Origin of the sequence: Streptomyces sp. NBC_01176 (genome assembly GCF_045039825.1) — a bacterium.
GTDB lineage: Bacteria > Actinomycetota > Actinomycetes > Streptomycetales > Streptomycetaceae > Streptomyces.
In genome coordinates, this window is record NZ_CP108600.1 from 6,811,488 (window position 1) to 6,833,407 (window position 21,920).

The following is a 21,920-nucleotide window of genomic DNA, read 5'->3' on the forward strand; positions in this document are numbered from 1 at the left end:
GCGGACTCAGCCCTCGGGCTCGACGAGCAGCCGCGCGTAGTTGGCCATCGACCGCTGGTAGCGGGGCAGATGGGGCGCGAGGGCGCCGATCACCAGCGCCAGACCCTCGCGTTCACGGCCCAGGTCGGCCAGGCACAGCGCGAGGCAGGCGCGTACGGCGTCGTCCAACTCGTCCGACGGGGCGACGAGTTCCGGGGTGAGAAGCTTGACGCCCTCCTCGGCCTGGCCGATGTTCCGCAGCGAGCTGGCGAGTTGGATCCTGGCGCGGCGTCCCCGGTAGCCGTCGAGCCCCCGCGACAGCGCCTCCCGGTACAGCGGCACGGCCCGGTCCGAGTGGCCCGTCGAGTCCCAGGCGCAGGCCCGCTCGAACGGGCCGAGCGGACTGTCCGCCGGCAGCTCGGCGACCAGTGCGTCGATCACCGCCCGGAAATCCGCCGCGTCCGCTTCCTCGTAGTCGTCGAAAGTGGCCCAGGCCGCCGCCGTACGCTCTTCCCAGTCTTCGTTCACGCGGCACACTTTCGCATACGTGTGCTGGCGACGGCATCGGCTTTCCCGCACCCCGCGGGGGGTCGATTGAGTGCTGAGCGCCTCGGAGCCGTATCGAAGGCCAGGGCCCTCGCCGGGGCTCTCCATGGCGCGGGCGCCGACGGTACCGGAGGAACGTATGAGGTTGACACGGGAAAAACTCGCCGCGGGAGCCGCCGTGGCGCTGTTGGCTCTGACCGGCTGCGGCGGGTCGGGCGACGGCGGGACCAAGGACGGCACGGCGGACAGGGTGCCGGCCACGGCGACCGGCAGCCTGGAGGATCTGGCGGCCGAGGTGAAGTGCAAGCCGAGCATGCAGACGGACGCCGACGAGATCCGGCAGGCCATCTGCAAGAACACCGACGGCAAGTTCGTTCTCGCGACCTTCGCCACCGACCGCGGTCAGCGTGAGTGGATCAACGGGGCGAAGGACTACGGCGGGTTCTACCTCGTGGGCGCCAAGTGGGTCGCCGTCGCCGACCAGAAGGTGGTCACGGCGCTGCGCGGCCGGCTCGGCGGGACCTTGGAGGAGGGGACCTCGCACCACTCGGGGGGCAGTGGTGGTGGGGGAACCGAGGTCTCGCACTCCGGTCACGGCGGCTGACCGCGCAGGTTCTCGGGGCAGGGCGAAGGCCGGCGGCGGGAACTCCCACCGCCGGCCTTCCTGCTGCCGTGCTACCGACTCCTCACCTCAGGGAAGGCGGTCACCTGCAGCTCTTGCCGGTGTTGAGGCAGTTGACCATCTTGTTCATCGCGTTCGTGCTGAACACGTTGATGAAGTCGTCGTGGTCGGTCGCCGGCTTGTGCAGCTGCTCCGGGAAGCCGTCCACCGCGTAGGCGTTCTTGATCTGCCCGTTGCGGAGGGTCGGTGCCGGAATCGAGTACACCAGGCGCATCGTCAGCTGCGGGATCGCCTTGAAGCCATTGGCACAGTTGCCCTGGGCGTCGGCGAAGGCCACGTGCGTACGGTGGTTCGCGCTGTCGATGTTCACGCCGTCCCAGCAGCTCTGGAACGCGAAGGTGCGGACCACCTGGCTGCCCCGGGGGCAGATCGGGTACTGCTGGGTCAGCTGCACCTTGTTCTCGAAGCCGGTGCAGCTCCAGTGGGCGTTGGCGTTCGCGAGACCGTTGGTCGTGGTCTTCGCGTCACCGGTGATGATCCGCAGGAACTGCGGCATCGCGACGACCTTGCTCTTCGCGTTGCCGACGAACTTGATCTGCGCCTGCTTGGCCTGCAGGATCTGGCCGACGTTGCCTTCCTTGCCACCGCCGTCGTTGTTCTGGTCGAAGTCCTGCGTACCGTTCTGGATACGCACGACCGGCCAGTAGTACGACGACTTGTCGCCCTGGTTCTGGCAGCTGGTCTGCGCGGCGGCGAACGTGTCGTTCGTGGCGAACGCGTCGTTCGACTGGTTGCCGACGTAGTCGTGCAGGTGGTGCGCGCCGTTGGTGACACCGGGTGCCACGATGACGTTGTCGGTGTTGAACTTCTTGTTCGCGTTCACACCGCAGACGGTGGTGAAGGTGCCGGCCGAGCCACCGGCCCGGGTCCGTGCCTTCGCGGCGACGTTCGGCCGGACCTTCGTGATGTCGACGAAGTCGGCGGCGACGGGTCCGTTGCCGGCCTGACCGCCGTTGCCGGCCTGACCGCCGTTGCCCGCGGGGGCGGAGGCCGATGCCGAGGCGCTCGGCGCCGCGGTGGCCTGACCGCCGTTGTTGTTCTGGCCCTGACCGTTGTTCTGGCCCTGACCGTTGTTCTGACCCCAGCCGTTGTTCTGGCCGCCGGCCGTGGTCTGGGCCTGGTCCGCGGTGGTCGCGGTGCAGGTAGCGAGACCGTCCAGCATGCCGGGGGCGGTGGCGCCCACCCGCTTGAAGTCGATCTTGATTCGGCCGATGACGGCGCCGCGCTTCTCCTTGAGCGGTCCGAGGATCGCGTTCTGGACGAAGTTCGCGTCCTTGGCCTGGGCCTGGCGGGTCGAGGCCAGCCGGGCGTACGCCTCGGTGATCTGCTTGTCGAGCGTCGCCAGCTCGGTGGCGACGGCGGAACGCGCGGCGTTCGGCACGTTGGTCAGCTTCTGACCGACATCAGGACAGGTGATCGTGGCCACCTGGGTGGCGGCGGCCTTCGTGGTGTTCGGGCTCGAGTTCGTCTCGTGCGCCGAGGCGTAGAAATTCGCCCAGATCAATCCGCCCCCACCGATCGCGAGAGCCGCTGATGCGGCCACCGCGCGAACAGCCAGCGGTGAACGTCGTTTTCGTGTGTTGCGTCCCATGGAACTCCTCTGACTTCCTTGCGGGGCAGCGAGGCGCCCGACAGGAGTGAAGCGGCTCCCATCCATACGCAGGTGACGCGTGAGGCGTTCAGAAACCTCTGAAAATCTTAGAAGTTCGTGAGGCCATTTCCGGCACAATGGGCTCAGAAGCGCACGATTTTCGGGAAGTCGATCTCCGAAATCAGGTTTGAACAATATTCAGTGCGCTCCGGGGCGGATTCTTCAGCGACCACCGCCGTGATCCAGATACGCCAGCACGGCGAGCACCCGCCGGTTGTCGTCGTCCGAGACCGCGAGCCCCAGCTTGGCGAAGATGTTGGACGTGTGCTTGGCGATCGCCCGCTCCGTGACGACGAGTTGGGCGGCGATCGCCGCGTTCGAGCGTCCCTGCGCCATCAGTTCGAGCACCTCCCGCTCGCGGGGGGTGATCCGGCCCAGCGGCCGGTCCACACCGGCGCGCCGCGCCAGCAACTCCTGGATGACATGCGGGTCCATGGCGGTCCCGCCCGCCGCGACCCGCCGGACCGCGTCGACGAACTGATCCGCGTCGAACACCCGGTCCTTGAGCAGATAGCCGACCCCGCCCGTACCGTCGGCGAGCAACTCCCGCGCGTACAACTGCTCCACGTGCTGCGACAGCACGAGCACCGGCAGTCCGGGCCGCTCCCGCCTGGCCTGGAGCGCGCACTGCAGTCCCTCGTCCGTGTGGGAGGGCGGCAGCCGTACGTCGACTACGGCGACGTCGGGAGTCAACTCGGCCAGCGCGCGGCTGAGTTCGGGGCCGCTCTCGACGGCCGCGGCGATCTCGAAACCGTAGGCCTCGAACATCCGGACCAGTCCGTCGCGCAGCAGGAACAGGTCTTCGGCTAGGACGACGCGCAAGGGATCTCCAGGGTGACCGTGGTGGGACCGCCCGCGGGGCTGCTGACGGCCACGACGCCGTCGAAGGTGCCGAGACGACGCTCGACCCCGGCCAGCCCCGAGCCCGCACCGATCCGCGCGCCGCCCCGGCCGTTGTCGGTGACCGTGAGACGCAGCAGGCCGTCCGCGTGGCGCAGGCCGATCCGGAGACGGTCGGCACCGGAGTGCTTCACCGCGTTGGTCAGCACCTCGCTGACGGCGAAGTACGCGGCCGACTCGACGGGCGCGTCGACCCGGCCCGCCATCCCCACGTCCACTTCCACCTCGGCCCGCAGTGGCAGCCGCAGCGCCAACGCGCGCACCGCGTCGCCGAGTCCGCGTTCGGCGAGAACGGGGGGATGGATGCCGCGGACGAGATCCCGCAGTTCGGTGAGGGCGTCGGCGGAGGACCTGCGGGTACGGGCGAGGAGCTCCTTGGCCCGCGCCGGATCCCTGTCCACGAGTGCCTCGATGGTGCCCAGGTCCATTCCCATCGCGACCAGCCGTGCCTGCGCGCCGTCGTGCAAGTCCCTTTCGATACGGCGGAGTTCGGCCGCCGAGGTGTCCAGGGCAGCACGCCGGGTCTCGGTCAGGACACGCACCCGTTCGGCGAGTTCGCCGTCGCCGGGGGCGAGCACGGAGCGGGTGAGCAGGAAGTGGGCGCGCAGGAGGGCGGGGGAGAGGAGGAGGCCGGCGGCCAGGAGCGCGGCGGCCAGCGCCCCCGCGAGGAGGGCGGAGCCCTGTCCCGACACCGGGACGAATCCGTACCACCAGCCGACGCGCGTACCGTCCGTGAGGACCCGCCACAGGCCGGCCGCGAGCGCGAAGCCCTCCAGGGGGTAGAGGAGCAGGGCTGCGGGCAGCAGCGCGGTGACGAGTCCCGCGGTCATGTCGACCGGAAGCCAGCCCAGATCGCGCCGGGTGGCCGGGTCGCCGAGCATCCGGAAGCACCGGGTCCAGGGGGTCGTGCCGGCGGGAAGCGGGCGGTACGCGGACGGGATCGGGACCGCGCACCACCGCGCCGCGAGGGTGCGCCGCCGGTCGGCGAAGGTTCGTACGGCGGTCAGGATCCAGGGGGTCGTGACGATGCCGATGCCGAGGGGGACGAGGAGGACCGACACGGTGGCCAGTACGGTCAGGGCGAGGGCGGCGGGTGGGCCTGTGACGGTCAGTACCAGGGCTCGTCCGCCGGCCTGGAGGGCGGTGCGACCTCGTTCCCGGGTGGGCGTGTTCGGCGTCTGCATGTCGTCAGTCTCACGGCCCTCACCCTCCGGGTCACTGGGCCTGGCCCCCGGCCGGGGGGTGGGGCCAGTCCCACCTCGCCCCCGCCGCCCCTACCCGACCCGTCCCCGGGGCTCCGCCCCGGACCCCGCCAGGGGCGCTGCGCCCCCTGGACCCCCGCCATCGCCCGAAGGGCTCGTCCTCAAACGCCGGACGGGCTGAAAGACATGACCCCGTCCGCCAGTGTGCGGGCTCGCATCTGCAGCCCGTCCGGCGCTTGAGGACGAGGCCGTTCAGGCCGAACGGGGGTCTGGGGGCGGAGCCCCCACGGCGGGTCACCGGCGGAGCAGTCGCGCCTCCGCCTCCGGGGGCAGCCCGACCGGCGGGCGGTCCGGGCGCCGCGGCGCGGTACCGCCCACCGCCCGGAGCCACGCCCACGTGTCGGCGACCGTCTCCGAGACATCCCGGCACCGAAGCCCGACCTCCACCGCCCGGGAGACGTCCGCTCCGTACAGCGCGTCGTGCATGTCACTCCCCGGTGGTACCCACACCGGCAACTGCGTCCACGGCTCGACCCCGGCGCCCAGCACCGCCTCCGGCTCGATCCACCGCAGTTCCGCCTCGCTCCGAGTCACCCGCACGCACGCGTCGAGGAGCTCCCCCATCGTCGTGTGACCCCCCGGACTCATCAGGTTGTACGGCCCGCTCGCTCCCCGCTCCACCGCCCCGAGGATCCACTCGGCGAGATCACGGACATCGACGTACTGGAGGGGAAGGTCCCGGGGCCCGGGCGCCGGCACGGGCCCGCCCCGCGCGATCCGGTTCAGCCACCAGGGCAGGCGGCCGATGTTCTCGTGCGGCCCGAGGATCAGTCCGGACCGTACGAGCAGCGAACGCTCCGCGCCGAACGCGGAGACGGCGGCGAGCTCGCCGCCCAGCTTGTCCTGCCCGTAGTCGGTCTGCTCGGCGTCCTTCGACGCCCCGGTCACGAGCGGCGCGTCCTCGGTGTACCCGGCGGGCGGAGCCCAGGCGTAGACCGAGCAGCTCGACACGTAGACATGGCGCGCGGCCCGGTCGGCCAGCAGCCGCGCCGCGTCGAGGACGGCCCGGGGCGCCGCCGACCAGGTGTCGACGACGACGTCCCAGTCACCTTCGGCGGCTGCTCCGGCCAGCACCGCGAGCCCGTCGGGAGCGGTGCGGTCACCGAGCAACGACCGTACTCCGGAGGGAGGCTCGTGCCGTCCCCGGTGGAAGACGGTCACCTCCCAGCCGCGTCCCACCGCCGCCTCCGCGACGGCCCGACCCGCGAACTCCGTACCACCCAGCACCAGAAGTCTCATGGGGACGACTCTGCACGGACGGCCCACCGGACGGAACGGGAATCTGCTGACAGAAGATCCGCCCGGGGGGTGTCGCGAACGCGGGACGGGCTGATCAGCGGCCGGTCGGGGGCGCGTACTTGTAGCCGACCCGTCGTACCGTCTGGATCGTCTGCCGGTGCTGTGCCCCGAGCTTGCGCCGCAGCCGTGCGACATGCACGTCGACGGTCCGTCCGTCGCCCACGTGCCCGTAACCCCACACGGTGGTGACCAACTGGTCCCGGGTGTGCACCCGGTGCGGGTGCGCGACGAGATGCGCGAGCAGCTCGAACTCCAGGTAGGTGAGGTCGAGTGTCCGCCCGTCGACCTCGGCGGTGCGCTGCACGGAGTCGATACGGACGAGCGGGTCGTCCCCGGCCGGGGCGGGTGCACCCGCCGGGTCCGGGGCGACGGCGACCGGCAGCAGGGGCTGCTGGTCGGCCGGTACGAGGACCAGGTAGCCGATCATCGGCGGCCGGCCCGGCAGTACCGGCAGCGTGTGCTGGGGAGCGGGCAGCCAGGTGGCGCCCGGCGGCAGGAAGTCCGCGACGTTCACCACCTCGTCCCGGTCGACGGCTCGGAGCCGGTGCCGTCCGGCACCGGTCGCGGGCGAGGCCGGGGAGGGGGAGGTCGCGACGGAGGTGAAGGAACGTGTGTTCGCCATGAGAGGTCAGCTCTTTCGCGCGAGGAGTTCGTCGGGAGGGTCGACGACCGCGAGTTCGTGGTCGGGGCCGTCGAGGACGTACGTCGTGCGCGCTGGCCGAAGGCCGGGGGTGTACGGCTTTAGAGGGCCGGCGCGTTCGTCGCGCGGCAACACACCCGGTCGAAGTCGTGATGCTGACGGGAAGGCCAGAAGGGCTCCAGGTCGTGGCGACCCGTCGCGGTGCACTTCTGGTGGCTGGCCATGCCTCCATTGAAGCAGAAGCGGGGGCCGGGCAGGAGTCCTGGTTCAAAGGTCGGACACCCCCTTGATACGGAAGAGGGCTCGCTTCTGATGCGGAACAGGGCTCGCTGCGCCGAAGGGGCGCCCACCGACTCGGTGGGCGCCCCTTCGCGGTACGGGGTGGATCAGACCTGGCCGGCCTTGTCCAGGGCGGTGCAGCAGGTGTCGACGAGCAGACGCGTCACCACGTACGGGTCGACGTTGGCGTTCGGACGGCGGTCCTCGATGTACCCCTTGCCGTCCTTCTCGACCTGCCACGGGATACGGACGGAGGCGCCGCGGTCGGAGACGCCGTACGAGTACTCGTTCCACGGAGCGGTCTCGTGCAGACCGGTCAGGCGGTCGTCGATGCCGGCGCCGTAGTTCTTGACGTGGTCGAGCGGCTTCGAGCCCTCGCCCAGCGACTCGCACGCGGTGATGATCGCGGCATAGCCCTCGGGTCCTTCGCGCATCGCCCTGGTGGAGAAGTTGGTGTGCGCGCCCGCCCCGTTCCAGTCGCCCTTGACCGGCTTGGGGTCGAGGGTGGCGGAGACGGCGAAGTCCTCGGCGGTGCGGTACAGCAGCCAGCGGGCCACCCACAGCTGGTCGGAGACCTCCAGCGGGGCGAGCGGGCCGACCTGGAACTCCCACTGGCCGGGCATGACCTCGGCGTTGATACCGGAGATGCCGAGGCCCGCCTTCAGACAGTTCTCCAGGTGCGCCTCGACGATGTCACGGCCGAAGATCTCGTCGGCGCCGACACCGCAGTAGTAGCCGCCCTGCGGGGCCGGGAAGCCGCCGGCGGGGAAGCCGAGCGGGCGCTCCCCGTCGAAGAAGGTGTACTCCTGCTCGATGCCGAAGACCGGTTCCTGCGCGGCGAACCTCTCCGCGACCTCGGCCAGCGCGGCCCGGGTGTTGGACTCGTGCGGCGTCATGTCGATGTTCAGGACCTCGCACATGACGAGGACGTGGTCCCCGCCGCGGATCGGGTCCGGGTAGCTGGCGACCGGCTTGAGTACGCGGTCCGAGGCGTGGCCCTCGGCCTGGTTCGTGGAGGACCCGTCGAAGCCCCAGATCGGCAGCTCGGCACCCTTGGCGTCGTCCGCCAGAATCTTCGTCTTCGAACGGAGCTTGGCCGTCGGCTCGGTGCCGTCGATCCAGATGTACTCAGCCTTGAAGGTCACGGGCCACATCCTTCGGGGTGGGTCTGCAGGCGCGCCGCGGGTGCCGCGGCGCTGCGGCACCGGGGCGCCGCGTCATGCCCGGCAGCCTGTCAACAGGCGATTTCCCGATCATTGCCCGAGCGTGAACCCCGTGTTACCTGGCGACCCTGTGCTGCGCCTCACTCGCGGAGAGCGATTCGCGACCGTTATGAGGGGTCCGTTCGCGAAGGCCGTGAGGGCGGCGCGCCGCCCACCGCGTTCCGCCCGTGGCGGCCGCGGCGGCTCGTATGCGATGGGTTTGCGAGCGCGCGGCCGGTGCGCCGGACGCTATCCGGCGTCGGCCGCCGCGTCCCGTACCCCCGCGAGGAAGCCGCGCACCGCGGCCAGTTCCCGCTCGTCGTACCCCCGCAGCAGCTCCACGGCCCGGCCGATCAGCGGACCGAAGTGGGCCTGCCCCCACTCGACCGTGCGCTCGTCCAGTTCGACGAGCACCTGCCGCCGGTCGCGCTCGGAGCGCACCCGCCGGACATGCCCGAGCCGTTCCAGCCGGTCCACCAGGGCGGTGGTCCCGGCCGAGTTGAGCCCGAGCAGACCGCCCAGGCGGCCCGCCGTCAGACCCGTACCGGAGCGGGAGGCGTCCATGAGGGAGATCAGCGCGCGCACGTCCGTCGGGTGCATGCCGTTCTGGTTCGCGAAGCGGGCACTGTGCAGGCCGAGTTCGACGACCGTGGCCCGCAGGAGATGGACGATCTCCATCTCCCGCCCCGCTGCTCGCCCCGTTACTTCTCCCGGCTCCGGCGCCGGTTCGCGATCCGGTGCGCTATCCGGTTCGCGTGCCGGTTCCCGGTCCGTCATGTCCGCCTCCGCCAGTTGCCTCGCTGAGCTATTATCTCGCTCATCGAGATAATCGGCGAGCATAGCGGCCCCAGGACACCGGGCGGGGGAGTGGCGGGATGGACGTTCCGACGAAGGAGTTCCGGACGGCGTACGACCGGGTCATGGCCAAGTGGCCCGCGGACACGGTGTCGTACGAGGTGCCCACCCCGTTCGGCGCCACCCAGGTCCACAGCTGCGGCCCGGGGGACGGGTCCCCGCTGCTCCTGCTGCCGGGCGGCGGCGCGACCTCGGCCTCCTGGTACGCCGGCGCCGCCGACCTCGCCCGCACCCACCGCGTCCACGCCCTCGACCTGATCGGCGACCCCGGTCTCAGTGTGCCGGACCCCGGCCGCCCGATCCGGACCGCGGGCGACGTGACCGCATGGCTGGACGCGCTGCTCGACGGCCTCGGTATCGGCGCGGCCGCCGTGGCCGGTCATTCGTACGGCGGCTGGATCGCCCTGCGGTACGCGCTGCACGCACCGCATCGGGTACGGCGTCTCGCGCTCCTCGACCCGACGGGCTGCTTCGCGGGCTACCGGGCCGGGTACCTCCTGCGCGCGCTCCCCATGCTGCTGCGCCCGGCGGCACGTCGCACCCGCGCCTTTCTCGAGTGGGAGACGGGCGGCGTCCCACTGGATCCCGACTGGCTCCGTCTCCAGGAGGCCGCGGCCGGATTTCCCACCGTCAGGCCGGTCACGGGCCCGCGTCCGGACGCCGGGGCGCTGCGTGGCCTGGAGGTGCCGGTCCTGCTGCTCGTGGCCGCGAACAGCAGGACTCATGACCCGCGCCGGGTGGCGGCACGGGCCGCCGCGGTGCTGCCGCACGTACGGACGGTTGTCCTCCCGGACGTCTCGCACCACGCGCTGCCGCACACCGCGTCGGCCGAACTCACCTTCCGGCTCGCGGAGTTCCTCGGTCGTTAGGCGTCGGGCCTCACCCCACCTTCTCGATCAGGGCCCGGCGGATCAGGAACTTGCCCGGCTCGCGGACCTGTTCGAACGCGGCGTTGTTCAGCAGTGCGCAACTGCCGGACACCGACGTGACCTGCACGGTGGTGGACTTGTTGTTGTCCAGGTTCGTGACCTTGAGCTTCGTCCCGGCGGGGAACTGGTTGCTGGAGGCGGCCGGTGCGCCGGCCTCACCGGAGAGGGTGACGGTCGAGCCGACACAGACCTGCCGGCCGGTGGCCGCACCACCACCCGCCCCCTGCGCGGGTGCGGTGGTCTGCTGTGCGGGCGAGGTCGTCTGCTGCTGCGCCGGCGCGCTCGGTGCCGGCTGCGCGGGCTGTGCGGCCTGGGGGCCCTGAGCCGACTCCCCGACCTGGCAGTTCGACGCCGCCTGCTGGACCTTGATCTGGGCGATGACCGCCTCGCGGTTGGCGATCCGGGCCTGCGACTGGGCGTCGGGCTTGGCCCGCTGCCCGTCGATGAACGTCTGGTTGTTGCCCAGCGCGGTGGCCAGTCCCTGGCAGACCGTCGAGTTGGACGCGTTCTGCACCGGGGCCGCGTTGGAGGTGGTCGCCATGACGAAGGCGCCGCCTCCCGCCACGGCCGCGGCGCCGACCAGCAGCGCGAGCTTCTTCCTGGGACTGAGAGTTCTCCTACGCGACATGCGCGCCTCCTGTCCCCGGCCGCCGCCATGGGCGGCCGGATGCGATCCGTATGCCGCTAGGTACGAGATACCGAACGAGGCTGCTCAACAGTCGACGCAAGTGGCTGAAGTGACCTGTGTCACGGGGGAGTTGGGTGCCCGGAAGGCGGTCGGGGCGGGGAGGCCGGGGGCCGCGGCGGGACGGCCGCTAGCGGGACAGGGCCTCGCGCACCGCCTCGTCGGTGCGCGCCACGACGGCCGTGCCGTCGTCGGCGGTGATGATCGGCCGCTGGATGAGCCTCGGGTGCTCGGACAGCGCGGTGATCCACCGTTCCCGTGAACCGTCGTCGCGCGCCCACGACTTCAGCCCGAGCTCCTTGGCGACGGCCTCCTGCGTCCGGGTGATGTCCCACGGTTCGAGGCCGAGCCGTTCCAGTACGGCCCGGATCTCGTCCGGCGTCGGGACGTCCTCCAGGTAGCGGCGGACGGTGTAGTCCGCGCCCTCCGCGTCGAGCAGGGCGACGGCGCCGCGGCATTTCGAACAGGCCGGGTTGATCCAGATCTCCATGCCGGACACGGTACATCGAGGGGTTTGTTCGAATTTCTGTCGTCACATGCGCACCTTGGGAATCTGGCGTGACGCGACCTCAATTCCGGTGCTCACCTGGGCATTTGTGGGGCGTGCGCTCTCCCCGGATGTCAGTGGGGGGCGGTAAACTGGGGGCAGTGTTCGAGGGGGTCGCCGGGAGGGCCGGCGGCGCCCCGACCGCGACAGGAGGATGCCTGTGCCCGCTGCCGCACTGAAGCCGCTGCCCACCCAGTCCACGTCGAAGAGGGCGGTCCTGATGGACCTGCCGTACGAGCCCGTGGCGAAGCGCCCGCTGCCGCCCGGGCGTCCCCGCGAGTGGTACGTCACGCACAACCGTCGGCTCAAGGCGATGCGTCTTGCGATCGCTCTGCTCGACTCCGGTGTGTACGTGCCGAATCAGGCCCGCAACGAGACGATACGCAGCACCGCCGCGATCATCGGGGTGCATCCGCCGTCGGACACCACGTGTCACATGGTGCGGGCGTTGATGCGGTACGCGCGCTGAGCGGGGGATGGTGTTTCGGTGCCGGGTGTCCTACGCCCGGCACCGACGTCTGTCACCCGACCCGACCCGACCCGTCCTGTCCCTGGGGCTCCGCCCCGGACCCCGCCAAGGGGCTGCCTCCCCCTGGACCCCGGATCGCCCGAAGGACTCGTCCTCAAACGCCGGACGGGCTGATGATGCGGGCCCGGGCTGCAGAATTTCAGCCCGCCCGGCAATTGGTCTCAGCCCGTCCGGCGATTGAGGACGAGGCCGTTCAGGCCGAACGGGGGTCTGGAGGCGCAGCCCCCGGTACGGGATGACGGGGGTCCCCCTGTTCGAGCGAAGCCGAGAGCTTGGGGGGAGGGTAGGGGCGGCGGGGGCGAGAACCCGGGCCGGTGGCCTCACGGAGTGGTCAGTTCGCGTTCCAGCGGGGTGCGGAAGCGCGGGGTGACACGCGCCGGCCCCAGCCAGCCCCGCAGCCGCCCGACCTCCGCCTCGATCGCCGCGATCCCCTCCCGTCCCACTCCCTCCGGCTCCAGCACCCGCCACACCACCTCACCGTCACCCCGCTGAGCCCACCCCCCGACCACCCGCCCGTCCCACCACACCGTCGGGCCGACATTCCCGCTGCGGTCGAACAACGCGGGCCGCAGCGAGGGCGCGAGATACCAGTCCCGCTCCTGCCATCCCATGGCCGTAGGGTCGAGCCCGGGCAACAGCGCGGCCCACGGCGCGCCGGGCTCGCCGCCCGGACCGGCGTCGCCCGCGACGACGTACCCGGTCACCCCGCCGTCGAGCGACACGAACTCCGCCCCGATCGCCCCCAGCGCCCGCCGCACCTCCGTCACCTTCCACCCCGTCCACCACTTGAGGTCCGCCTCCGTGGCGGGCCCGCACACCGTGAGCCAGCGGCGGAGCAGCTCGCGCTGGGCCTCACCGGCCGGGAGCTCGGGGTAGGGCGGGGCGACGGCCCAGCGGAACTGCGTCGAGGTCCAGGAGCCGAGCGGACGCCCCCGCACGACCCGTCCCTCGACGCCGAGCACCCGCATCAGACGTGAGGACACGGTGTGCGCGCTCTCGTACCCCCGGCCCGCGCCATAGGTGAACTGCTCCCGCAACCGCGGTTCGTCACCGGTGAGTTCGTTCACGGTGGCCTGCCCGCGCCGGGCCAGCGCGGCGAGCGCGGACGCCTCGACCTCCGCGAGCCACTCCTCGGTCAGCCGCCCGCCACTGCCGGTGTTCATGTCCTTGATCAGTCCGGCCCGTGCCTTCGCCGCGATCGCCAGGCCGGTCGAGGCGTGCACCACGGCGGCCAGTTCGGTGGGGAACACGAACACGGTGTGCCGCATGCCGTGCATCCGCACCAGGGTCCGGTCCCCGTACAGCGCCCGGTCGAGCTCCGCCACCGTCCGCCCGGCCTCCGCGAGGCGCGCGCCCACCGCCAGGTACACCGTCGCCGGATCGGTCCCGTGCAGCGCGACCATCGACGCGGCGACCTCCTCGGGGCTCGCCGCGCGCCCCGGTTCCGTGAGCCGGTGCCGCAGCGCGAGCCGGGCCCGCCGCTCCCCCACCCCGATGTGCCGCCGCTGCTCGCTCACGCCGCCTCCGCCTCGTAGCCCCCGTTCCCGCATCCTCTCGCACCTCACCCGATTGCCGTCTCCGGCATGCGTATGCCCTGCTCAGGGCCTTGACTGTGGTGAACGCGAGGCAGGGAATCCGCAGCAGAACGCCGGGAGGCGAGATGGCGAGGAACGGGATACGAGCGCTTCGGGTACGGGGGGAGCGGGGGGCGACGGCGCTACGGGGACGAGGAGCCGCTGTACGAGGAGCCGCTGTACGACGAGCGGCCGTACGAGGGCTCGGTACGCGCGGGCTCGGAACGCGCGGGATCGGCGCGCGCGGGGCGGTGCTGGGGTCGGTCGGCGTCGTGCTGCTGGGCTCCCTCTCCCTCACCGGCTGCTCGGGCGACGGCAATCCCGTCGGTACCGCCTCCCAGGCCGCCTCCGCGGCCGCCTCCCTCGCCTCCGCCGCGAGCAGCGCCCTGGCCTCCGCGACCACCGGGGCCGGCAACTCCCTCGCCTCCGCCACCGCCGAGGCGGGCCGGCGGTTCGACGAGTTCAGGAGCGGCCTGAACGCCAAGAGCGAGGTGACGGTCGGCGACCGGGTGCGCACCGACTCCGACGGCCGTTCCACCGTCGAGGTCACCGCCGCCAACCCCACCTCCACGTCCCGGACGTACGTCGTCCAGGTCGACTTCCGCGACAAGAGCGGCAACCTCCTCGACACGGTCGTCGTCAAGGTGGACGACGTTCCGGCGGACGGCACCAAGGACGCCACGGCCCGTAGCAGCCGTACCCTCTCCGGAGCCGTCGGCAGCGACGTCGCCCGCGCCGTGCGGACCTGACGGCCGTGCCCCCGACCGGCGCCACGGCCACCCCCGCCGCCCGCGCGGCCCGCGGCAGGGCGGCCCGCAAGCACGCCCCCCGTTCCTCGCACGCCGTCTGGATCCCCGGCGTCGACCGGCCCGACCCCGTCGCCGTCCTGGAACGGCAGGGCAGGGACCGGCTGCAGGAACTGCTGCCGATCCGGTACGGGCGGATGACCGCCTCGCCGTTCGCGTTCCTGCGCGGAGCCGCCGCCGTGATGGCCGCCGACCTCGCCTCCCAGCCCCACACCGGCCTCATGGTCCAGCTGTGCGGCGACGCCCACCTCCTCAACTTCGGCCTGTTCGCCTCACCGGAACGCGCCCTGCACTTCGACCTGAACGACTTCGACGAGACCCACCCGGGCCCCTTCGAGTGGGACGTCAAACGGCTCGCGGCCAGCGTCGCGGTCGCCGCCCGTGAGAACGGGTACGCCGAGACACGCGTGCGCCGCGCGGCCGAGGCCGCCGCGGCCGAGTACCGCAAGGGCATACGGCGGCTCGCGGACCGGGGCGAACTGGCCGTCTGGTACGAACGCATCGACGCCGACCGGCTGCTCCCGCTCGTCCGCTCCGCCGGCCGCCGACGACGCGTCGGGTCGAGCCTCACCCGCGCCCGCCGCCGCACCAGCCTGCACGCCCTGGGCAAACTCACCGAGACCGTCGACGGGCGCCGGCGCATCGTGCGCGACCCGCCGCTCCTCGAACCGGCCGGCGCCTCCGACATGGCGGCCCTGCGCAAGATCTTCAGCGACTACCGCTCCACCCTCGCCGAGGAACGCCGCCTCCTGCTGGACCGCTACCGCTTCGTGGACGCCGCGCGCAAGGTCGTCGGCGTCGGCAGTGTCGGCACCCGCTGCTTCCTCGTGCTGCTCACCGGACGGGACACGGACGACCCGCTGTTCCTGCAGATCAAGGAAGCCACCAGATCCGTACTGGAGGAGCATCTGCCCGGCGGGCCGTACGTCCATCCCGGCCACCGGATAGTCGCCGGCCAGCGGCTGCTGCAGTCGGCGAGCGACATCTTCCTCGGCTGGATGACCGGGCCGCAGGGCCGCGCCTCCTACTGGCGGCAGCTGCGTGACATGAAGGGCTCCGCGAACGTCGCCGGCATGACCCCGGACGAGCTGGTGGCCTACGCCCGGCTGTGCGGCACCGCGCTGGCCCGCGCGCACGCGCGCTCCGGCGACCGGGTCGCCATCGCCGCGTACCTGGGCGGCGCCGAGACCTTCGAGCACGCCGTCGCCGACTTCGCCCTGCGCTACGCGGACCAGAACGTGAGGGACCACGCGGCTCTGGACTCGGCGGTGGCGGCCGGAGTGGTCACGGCGGCACGCGGGGTCTGAGGCCGTCACGGCGGCGCGCGGCGTCCGAGATCAAGGACGCCCCAGGGAGGGCGTCACAGGCCCGGGGCGCCCCAGACGGGGAACCACCGGCCGAGGTCCTGCTCGATGCGCAGGTCGTCGGCGAGCGCGGCCTTGATCCGCAGCTCGAGCGCGTTGTCGCGACTGCCGACGGCGCCCGGCGACGGCGCGAAGGGGTAGAAGGTGCCGCGCTTGTAGAGATAGACGAGCCCGAGCCGCTGCCCGGCCTGCTCGGGGTCCTCGGTCTCCTCGAAGGCCACCACCGAGCACAGCAGCTGCGGCCCGAAACCACTGCCCTCCAGCGTGCTGTTGACCGCGTGCAGATCACTCACCAGCGCGGGCAGATCGTCCGGCGCGCGCCGCGAGACCAGCCACGAGTACCCGTACTCGTCCCGCGTCACCTCCACCGACGGCCCCGCGCCGGGCCGCCCGGACGGGGAGGACTCCGCTCGGCCCGTGTCCGCCTCCAGCAGTTCCCGCACCTCCCGGTGGGCCTCGGCGAACGCCGCGCCCTCGACGGACGCGAAGCACACCGCGCCCGTCCCGGTCGGGGTGAACCCGGCGGCGGCCTGGAGGGTCACGGCGGCCGACGGCAGCCCGAAGAGCTGGTCGAGATCAGGTGCGACGGCCTTGGTGCGCCCGAGCAGGATGTCCAGGAACCCCATGCAGGTGGCTGCCTTTCGAGGGACGGGTCAGGTGGCGTTGTCGGGGGTCGCCGCCTCGCCCAACTCGGCCGAGATACGGCCCAGTTGTTCGAGCCGCTGTTCCAGGCTCGGGTGGGTGGAGAAGAGCTTGGCGATACCGGGCCCGGCGCCGAGGGCGGGCGTGAAGTAGAAGGCGTTGAAGGCCTGTGCCGTCCGCAGGTCCTTCATCGGGATCCGCGCGATGTCCCCGGAGACCTTCGTCAGCGCGGACGCGAGTGCCGAGGGCCGGCCGGTGAGCAGTGCGGCGGACCGGTCCGCGGCCAGCTCGCGGTACCGGGACAGCGCCCGGATGAGCAGGAAGCTGATCGCGTACACGGCCGCGGAGACGGCCATCACGGCCATGAAGATCGCCAGGGTGTTCTGGTCCTTGCGCCCGCGCCCGCCGAAGAGCTGCGAGTAGAAGGCGAACCGGACGATCAGCCCGGCGATCACCCCGAGGAACGAGGCCACGGTGATCACGGCGACGTCCTTGTGGGCCACGTGCGACAGCTCGTGCGCGAGGACGCCCTCCAGCTCGTCGGGCTCCAGCCGGCGCAGCAGCCCGGTCGTCACGCACAGCACCGCGTGGTCGGCGTTCCGTCCGGTCGCGAACGCGTTCGGCATGTCCAGGTCGGAGACGGCGACGAGCGGCTTCGGCATGTCGGCGACGGCACACAGCCGGTCCACGACCCCGTGCAGCTGCGGATGCTCCTCCCGTTCCACGATCCGCCCGTGCATCGCGTACAGGGCGATGCGGTCGGAGAACCAGTACTGGGCGCCCAGCAGCGCGGCGGCGACGACCACGACCAGCACCCAGGACTTCAGCAACACGATCAACGCGGCGACGAAGGCCACGTACAGCAATCCGAGCAGGAACAGCGTGACCGTCATCCGCACGGTCAGCCGCCGATCGCTCCGGAACCGGCTCTGCATTCTGCATCACCCCGAACTCAGGCACTCACGCACTCCGGCACTCGTCCCGCTTCCATTGTGCGCCCGCGCCCGCCCAAGAACCGGTGCCGAACGGCCCCACGGGAGGCAAAGAACAGCCCTGCCGGCCCCCACTTCCTTATGCGCCGCACACACCGGCGTGCGCCGGGTACGACGATCCCTCCGAGCCCCGCGCGCGACGATCCGAGCGTCGCGCACGACGATCCGAGCGTCGCGCACAACGACGGAGCCCCGTCACCACCCGAGGGCGGTGACGGGGCTCCGTACGGAAGCCGGGTCGGCTCACACGTCGTAGAAGTGACGTCCTGGCCCGGCTACTTTGAGTGCTTGTACTGATCGCTGCTGTGACCAGGAAGAACGCCGTCGTTGTCGGTCGTCGTTGGTCGTCGTAGGCCACCCTGGGACGGCCCACAGACGGCCCGGCCCCGATGCCCTGGCGGCCCCGCGTGTGCGCCGGTACGAGGACTCCAAGGCGAATGCGGCAGATTTACAGACCGCGCGCATGTCTGCCTCTGACCAGGGACTTGAGCCACCGCGAGGTGAAGTTGCCCCACGCTTGCCCCACCAGGTAACGGCCGTTAGTGCCGTTAGCATCATGTCGTGCCGTGTCTGGGCTTAGGGCTGACCACGGTGTGAGCGTGACCTGCACGCCTATTGCAGACGATGACCATGCTTTATTTCCGCCGTTTACGGCCGAAGCGGCCTTTGCCCCTTTTCGACTTCCCGCCAGTCAGCAGCTGTGCCTCATGTGTCCTTCCCATAGCGGTCAGCACAGCGGCGAGTTCTTGGGTGGCACGTGCAGTTTTGGGATGCTTTACACCCAGGAGGCGCAGGTAGCCGACGCGCACCTCCTTCAAGAGGGCAACCGCCGCCGGGTACTGACGGAGAGCGTGCAGCGTGGCGGCGAGGTTGCCCACAGAAGCGAGGGTGTCGGGATGATCCTCGCCCAGAACACGGCGGCGACCCGCGAGAACATCCTCCTTCATGCGGCAAGCCTCCGTGTACTCCCCCAAGGAGTGCAGGGTGGTGGCGAGGTTATTCGCGGATGTGAGGGTGTCGGGATGATCCTCGCCTAGAACACGGCGGCGACGCGCGAGAACATCCTCCTGCATCCGGCGAGCCTCCGCATACTCCCCCAAGTCACCCAAGGTGTTGGCGAGGTTGCCCACGGAAGCGAGGGTGTCGGGATGATCCTTGCCCAGAACACGGCGGCGACGCGCGAGAACATCCTCCTTCATCCGGCGAGCCTCCGCATACTCCCCCAAGTCACCCAAGGTGTTGGCGAGGTTGCCCACGGAAGCGAGGGTGTCGGGATGATCCTCGCCCAGAACACGGCGGTGACCCGCGAGAACATCCTCCTTCATCCGGCGAGCCTCCGCATACTCCCCCAAGTCACCCAAGGTGTTGGCGAGGTTGCCCACGGAAGCGAGGGTGTCGGGATGATCCTCGCCCAGAACACGGCGGCGACGCGCGAGAACATCCTCCTGCATCCGGCGAGCCTCCGCATACTCCCCCAAGTCACCCAAGGTGCCGGCGAGGTTGCTGGCCGAATTGAGGGTGTCGGGATGATCCTCGCCCAGAACACGGCGGCGACGCGCGAGAACATCCTCCTGCATCCGGCGAGCCTCCGCATACTCCCCCAAGTAGACCAGGGTGACGGCAAGGTCGTTCGCGGAGTGAAGGGTGTCGGGATGATCCGCGCCCAAAACGCGGCGGCGACGGGCGAAGGTGTCCTCGATGATGAGGTGGGCTTTGTTGAGGTCTCCGAGGTCGACGGTCGCGTGCCCCACATACTGCGCGCAGGTGAGGGCGTCGGGGTGGTCCGGCCCCAAATCAGTACTCCATGCCTTATGCAGCGCCGTGCTGAGGTCATGGGCGGTGCGTGGCAGACCGCTACGGATGAGGAAGTGAGCAGCTTTTGTGAGCGTGGGGCGCAGTTCTGCCCGGTCGGCGATGACGGTGGCGACGTGGGGGGCGGTGAGGTGGGCGGTAAGGGAGGCCCACGCTGGCCAGTCGGCCGGAGATTGCGGGTCGCCCGGGTTGACTGCTGCGAGGACAGCAGTGACATCGTCGCGAATGACTGCGATCAGGTCAGGACTGGTCTGAGTGCGGAGGATGGCCTGGGTGAGGCGGTGGATCTGGAAGGTGTCGAAGTCGGTGCGGGCCAGCCCGAAGCGGCCTAGGGGCTGGAGGGCTTTGCGTGGCCACATCGGGTCGTCTGGGTCACCGGGAATCGTGGCCAGGCGGGGGCGAGATGTCTCTAGCCAGGCAATGGGGATGGGTTCAGGGCCGAAGAAGGCACCGAGGCGGAGCAGCGCGTTGGCGTCGGGGTGGCCGTCGTCCGTGAGGCGGGTGGCGGCGATGGTGACCGTCGCGGCCAGCGGCGCGGGGTAGTCACGGACGTCGCTCTCCTGCAGGAGGCGCGCAGTGTTGGTGGTCAGGAGTTGACGGTAACGGTCCAAGGTCATGCCGCTGCGCAAAACTCCCGCAGCTTGGGCGAGAGCAAGGGGAAGGTCGCCGAGATCCTGCGCCAGGAGCTCGGCGCGCTCGGCGGTCATTCCCGGCATACGACTCTGGAGGTAGACCAGGGAATCGGTGCGGGTGAACACGTCCAGGTCACTCTGGTGAGCGATCCCGTGCCAGTCGGGGTTGCGTGAGGTGATCAGAACGTGGCCTGGGCCCTCGGCGAGCCAGGGCTCGATCTGATCGGGTTGTTCAGCGTTGTCGAGAATGAGAAGCCAGCGGTGCCGCGTCCGCAGATGCTGGAGAAGAGCATGGGCGTTGGCCTCGGAGCCGGCATCGGATTTGGCGATACCGAGGCGGTCGGCGAGTTCGGTGTAGCGAACAGGCAACTGGTCCGCCCGTTCGGCGTCGACCCACCACACGAGGTCGTACTGGCTCGCGAAGCGGTGAGCGTACTCCAAGGCAATCTGGGTCTTTCCGATGCCGCCCATGCCTTGGAGCGCCTGGACCACTGCCTGGTGTCCGCTCAGCAGACCGGTACGAACCTGCCCCAACACAGCCTCGCGGCCGGAAAAGTCGGGGTTACGGCGACGGACATTCCACACCTCGGGCAGACCGACGCTGCTGGGTAGTCGGGGACGCTGTGCATCAGGTTTCGTAGTCGTATCGGGCGAGGCGGCGCCAGGGAAGGCGACCGGACCGGTAGGGGGAGCCGGTCCACGGACGGCTTCGAGCAGGGCAGCAGTAGCGACGGTCTCGTCCAAACCGTGAACGTCTGTGCGCAGCCTCCCTGCCAGGAGGGCGGGGATGTCGTCATCTGCCAGAAGCTCGATCGCCACCGGAACAAGGCGTCCCCGCAGGGCCACGACGGCCGACCACTCCTCCCGGGTCCATCGTTTGGGGGCGAAGTACTGCCTGGAAAACAGGGCCACCACCGCGTCGGCCTTGTCGAGAGCAAGGTTCATCTTCTGGACGAAGTCGTCCCCGGTGCGCCAGCTCCACCGGTCCAGCTCGACCTGGTGCCCGGCCTGCTGGAGCTGCCAGCTGGCCCACTCCGCCCAGGCCCGGTCCGGGCCTGCGTAGCTGACAAAAATTCGTTGCGCGATGTCGGTCACCGTTGACCCCCGAATCCCCTGGCACTCGTAACGTGGAGCACGGGCCATGATCTCGCGTATAGCGTGAGACAGGGCAGGGAACGCCGAGATCCCATTGCAGGAAGAGGGAGCGACATGGCCCAGGCGCCAAAGAACGTGGAAGTCAGGCTGAAGCTGCCGATGCTGGAGATCGCGGGTAGCTGGGAGCCCAACGACGCGGAGCGGCGCGCCGCCTGGGAGCTGTATGTAGAGCTGATCACCCGAGTGTCTGTGGTGCCGCTGCGGGACGACGAGGGGCTGCTGCGAGAGGCGTTGACCAGCCAGTACTCGCTGTTCGGCACTACTCGCGAGATCCTGCGACGTCACGGACCGCAGATCGCCGAACCGAAACGGAACGGCGAGTACAACTTCGGGTACCTGGCGGTGGCAATGCTCAACTACGGTGTACGCCCGCTCCTGGCCACCTGGCACCCTGCACTGGAGGACTGGGAGAGCCGCCGCCCCGCGGACCGCTCCCGCCGCGACCACGAGCACGCCTGGCCCGAGACCGCCCAGCTCCGCACCGCGTTGAACAACACCCGGCGCGTCCTTGCCGCGTATGCCGACCTCCTCGCCAGCGCGTGCGGCGTGCCCAACCTCCTCGGCGCCTATCCAAGCCCCCGTCCTTGACGCACCAGGAGGTGAAAGCAAGGTGAGCCTGCTGATCGTGGGTAAACATGGGAATCCGTTGCCAGTCACCCTGGCCCGGCGCGCCGGCAGATTTACAGCGGGCTGGCTCCACTACCTCTGACCAGCCGCTCTGTCCCCCAAGCCAGCTTTGGGGGGACATGTGGGGGAGCAGCGCTCCGCGGCCGTCCTTCTGAATCATCACTCTGAACTGCTGCTGAGCTAAGGGTAGTTGTCAACGCTGGTCACCAACGAGCACGCTTCCACGGGCACCAGGACGGGTCGGGCGGCGCTCGTGCGTGATGTGCAATCGATGCCACCTGAGCACCAGACTGGGGGCGAAGATCACCTACGGGGGCTCGCCGTCTGCCTG

Annotated in this window: 20 protein-coding genes; 6 read left to right on the forward strand and 14 right to left on the reverse strand. The window is 70.6% G+C overall.

The genetic code is table 11. The features are described 5' to 3' along the window. Positions 1 to 6: 6 nt before the first annotated feature. Positions 7 to 507, reverse strand: a complete 501-nt coding sequence (locus tag OG199_RS29430; RefSeq protein WP_401798782.1) for a tetratricopeptide repeat protein — start codon at positions 505 to 507, stop codon at positions 7 to 9. Positions 508 to 664: 157 nt separating this feature from the next. Here OG199_RS29430 and OG199_RS29435 point away from each other — a divergent pair, with 157 nt between their 5' ends. Beyond that, complete coding sequence (locus OG199_RS29435; RefSeq protein ID WP_401798780.1) at positions 665 to 1,129, forward strand: hypothetical protein; 465 nt, start codon at positions 665 to 667, stop codon at positions 1,127 to 1,129. Between the two features lie 100 nt (positions 1,130 to 1,229). On the opposite strand, the gene OG199_RS29440 is transcribed toward OG199_RS29435, so the two are convergent. The 7 genes from OG199_RS29440 to OG199_RS29470 all read right to left on the reverse strand — a co-directional run bounded on the left by OG199_RS29440 (position 1,230) and on the right by OG199_RS29470 (position 9,118). After that, positions 1,230 to 2,798 carry a DUF1996 domain-containing protein gene (locus tag OG199_RS29440; RefSeq protein WP_405832019.1) on the reverse strand — a complete coding sequence of 523 codons (1,569 nt, stop codon included), beginning with the start codon at positions 2,796 to 2,798 and terminating at the stop codon, positions 1,230 to 1,232. Between the two features lie 222 nt (positions 2,799 to 3,020). Then, entirely contained in the window at positions 3,021 to 3,680 is a 660-nt protein-coding gene (locus OG199_RS29445) for a LuxR C-terminal-related transcriptional regulator (protein WP_405832021.1), read from the reverse strand. Beyond that, a complete protein-coding gene (locus tag OG199_RS29450; protein ID WP_405832023.1) occupies positions 3,665 to 4,942 on the reverse strand; it encodes a sensor histidine kinase in 1,278 nt (425 codons plus the stop codon). Before OG199_RS29450 ends, OG199_RS29445 begins: the two co-directional genes overlap by 16 nt. Before the next feature lie 312 nt (positions 4,943 to 5,254). Further along, entirely contained in the window at positions 5,255 to 6,259 is a 1,005-nt protein-coding gene (locus tag OG199_RS29455) for an NAD-dependent epimerase/dehydratase family protein (protein WP_405832024.1), read from the reverse strand. Between the two features lie 94 nt (positions 6,260 to 6,353). Continuing rightward, positions 6,354 to 6,941, reverse strand: a complete 588-nt coding sequence (locus OG199_RS29460) for a winged helix-turn-helix domain-containing protein (protein ID WP_356809016.1) — start codon at positions 6,939 to 6,941, stop codon at positions 6,354 to 6,356. 404 nt (positions 6,942 to 7,345) lie between these two features. Then, positions 7,346 to 8,383 carry a glutamine synthetase gene (gene glnII / locus OG199_RS29465; protein WP_266698722.1) on the reverse strand — a complete coding sequence of 346 codons (1,038 nt, stop codon included), beginning with the start codon at positions 8,381 to 8,383 and terminating at the stop codon, positions 7,346 to 7,348. A 306-nt stretch (positions 8,384 to 8,689) separates the two neighbouring features. Further along, positions 8,690 to 9,118 carry a MarR family transcriptional regulator gene (locus tag OG199_RS29470; protein ID WP_356809018.1) on the reverse strand — a complete coding sequence of 143 codons (429 nt, stop codon included), beginning with the start codon at positions 9,116 to 9,118 and terminating at the stop codon, positions 8,690 to 8,692. Positions 9,119 to 9,315: 197 nt separating this feature from the next. Between OG199_RS29470 and OG199_RS29475 the strand changes: the two genes are divergently transcribed. Continuing rightward, on the forward strand, positions 9,316 to 10,164 hold the full coding sequence (locus OG199_RS29475; RefSeq protein ID WP_401798771.1) for an alpha/beta fold hydrolase: 849 nt from the start codon (positions 9,316 to 9,318) through the stop codon (positions 10,162 to 10,164). A 10-nt stretch (positions 10,165 to 10,174) separates the two neighbouring features. On the opposite strand, the gene OG199_RS29480 is transcribed toward OG199_RS29475, so the two are convergent. Beyond that, complete coding sequence (locus tag OG199_RS29480) at positions 10,175 to 10,852, reverse strand: hypothetical protein (RefSeq protein ID WP_356809014.1); 678 nt, start codon at positions 10,850 to 10,852, stop codon at positions 10,175 to 10,177. A gap of 187 nt (positions 10,853 to 11,039) precedes the next feature. Next, entirely contained in the window at positions 11,040 to 11,399 is a 360-nt protein-coding gene (locus tag OG199_RS29485) for an arsenate reductase family protein (RefSeq protein WP_356809013.1), read from the reverse strand. Between the two features lie 217 nt (positions 11,400 to 11,616). On the opposite strand from OG199_RS29485, the gene OG199_RS29490 reads away from it, so the two are divergent. Continuing rightward, positions 11,617 to 11,925: a hypothetical protein gene (locus OG199_RS29490; protein ID WP_356809012.1), complete on the forward strand. Its 309-nt coding sequence runs from the start codon at positions 11,617 to 11,619 to the stop codon at positions 11,923 to 11,925. A gap of 380 nt (positions 11,926 to 12,305) precedes the next feature. On the opposite strand, the gene OG199_RS29495 is transcribed toward OG199_RS29490, so the two are convergent. Next, the gene (locus tag OG199_RS29495) at positions 12,306 to 13,535 is read right to left on the reverse strand and encodes a winged helix DNA-binding domain-containing protein (protein ID WP_405832027.1); all 1,230 of its coding nucleotides are present in this window, start codon (positions 13,533 to 13,535) and stop codon (positions 12,306 to 12,308) included. 275 nt (positions 13,536 to 13,810) lie between these two features. Between OG199_RS29495 and OG199_RS29500 the strand changes: the two genes are divergently transcribed. Together OG199_RS29500 and OG199_RS29505 are read left to right on the forward strand one after the other, a co-directional pair. Continuing rightward, entirely contained in the window at positions 13,811 to 14,308 is a 498-nt protein-coding gene (locus OG199_RS29500; RefSeq protein ID WP_405832029.1) for a hypothetical protein, read from the forward strand. Positions 14,309 to 14,313: 5 nt separating this feature from the next. Further along, the gene (locus OG199_RS29505) at positions 14,314 to 15,672 is read left to right on the forward strand and encodes a DUF2252 domain-containing protein (protein ID WP_405832030.1); all 1,359 of its coding nucleotides are present in this window, start codon (positions 14,314 to 14,316) and stop codon (positions 15,670 to 15,672) included. A gap of 53 nt (positions 15,673 to 15,725) precedes the next feature. On the opposite strand, the gene OG199_RS29510 is transcribed toward OG199_RS29505, so the two are convergent. From OG199_RS29510 to fxsT, 3 genes are all read right to left on the reverse strand, one after another. Continuing rightward, on the reverse strand, positions 15,726 to 16,355 hold the full coding sequence (locus OG199_RS29510) for a hypothetical protein (protein WP_405832032.1): 630 nt from the start codon (positions 16,353 to 16,355) through the stop codon (positions 15,726 to 15,728). Between the two features lie 27 nt (positions 16,356 to 16,382). After that, positions 16,383 to 17,306, reverse strand: coding sequence for a zinc metalloprotease HtpX (gene htpX / locus OG199_RS29515; RefSeq protein ID WP_351725040.1), 924 nt, complete (start codon positions 17,304 to 17,306; stop codon positions 16,383 to 16,385). 692 nt (positions 17,307 to 17,998) lie between these two features. Next, positions 17,999 to 20,902: an FxSxx-COOH system tetratricopeptide repeat protein gene (fxsT, locus tag OG199_RS29520; protein WP_405832034.1), complete on the reverse strand. Its 2,904-nt coding sequence runs from the start codon at positions 20,900 to 20,902 to the stop codon at positions 17,999 to 18,001. A 114-nt stretch (positions 20,903 to 21,016) separates the two neighbouring features. Between fxsT and OG199_RS29525 the strand changes: the two genes are divergently transcribed. After that, the gene (locus OG199_RS29525; RefSeq protein WP_356809264.1) at positions 21,017 to 21,550 is read left to right on the forward strand and encodes a hypothetical protein; all 534 of its coding nucleotides are present in this window, start codon (positions 21,017 to 21,019) and stop codon (positions 21,548 to 21,550) included. The last annotated feature ends 370 nt before the right edge of the window (positions 21,551 to 21,920 follow it).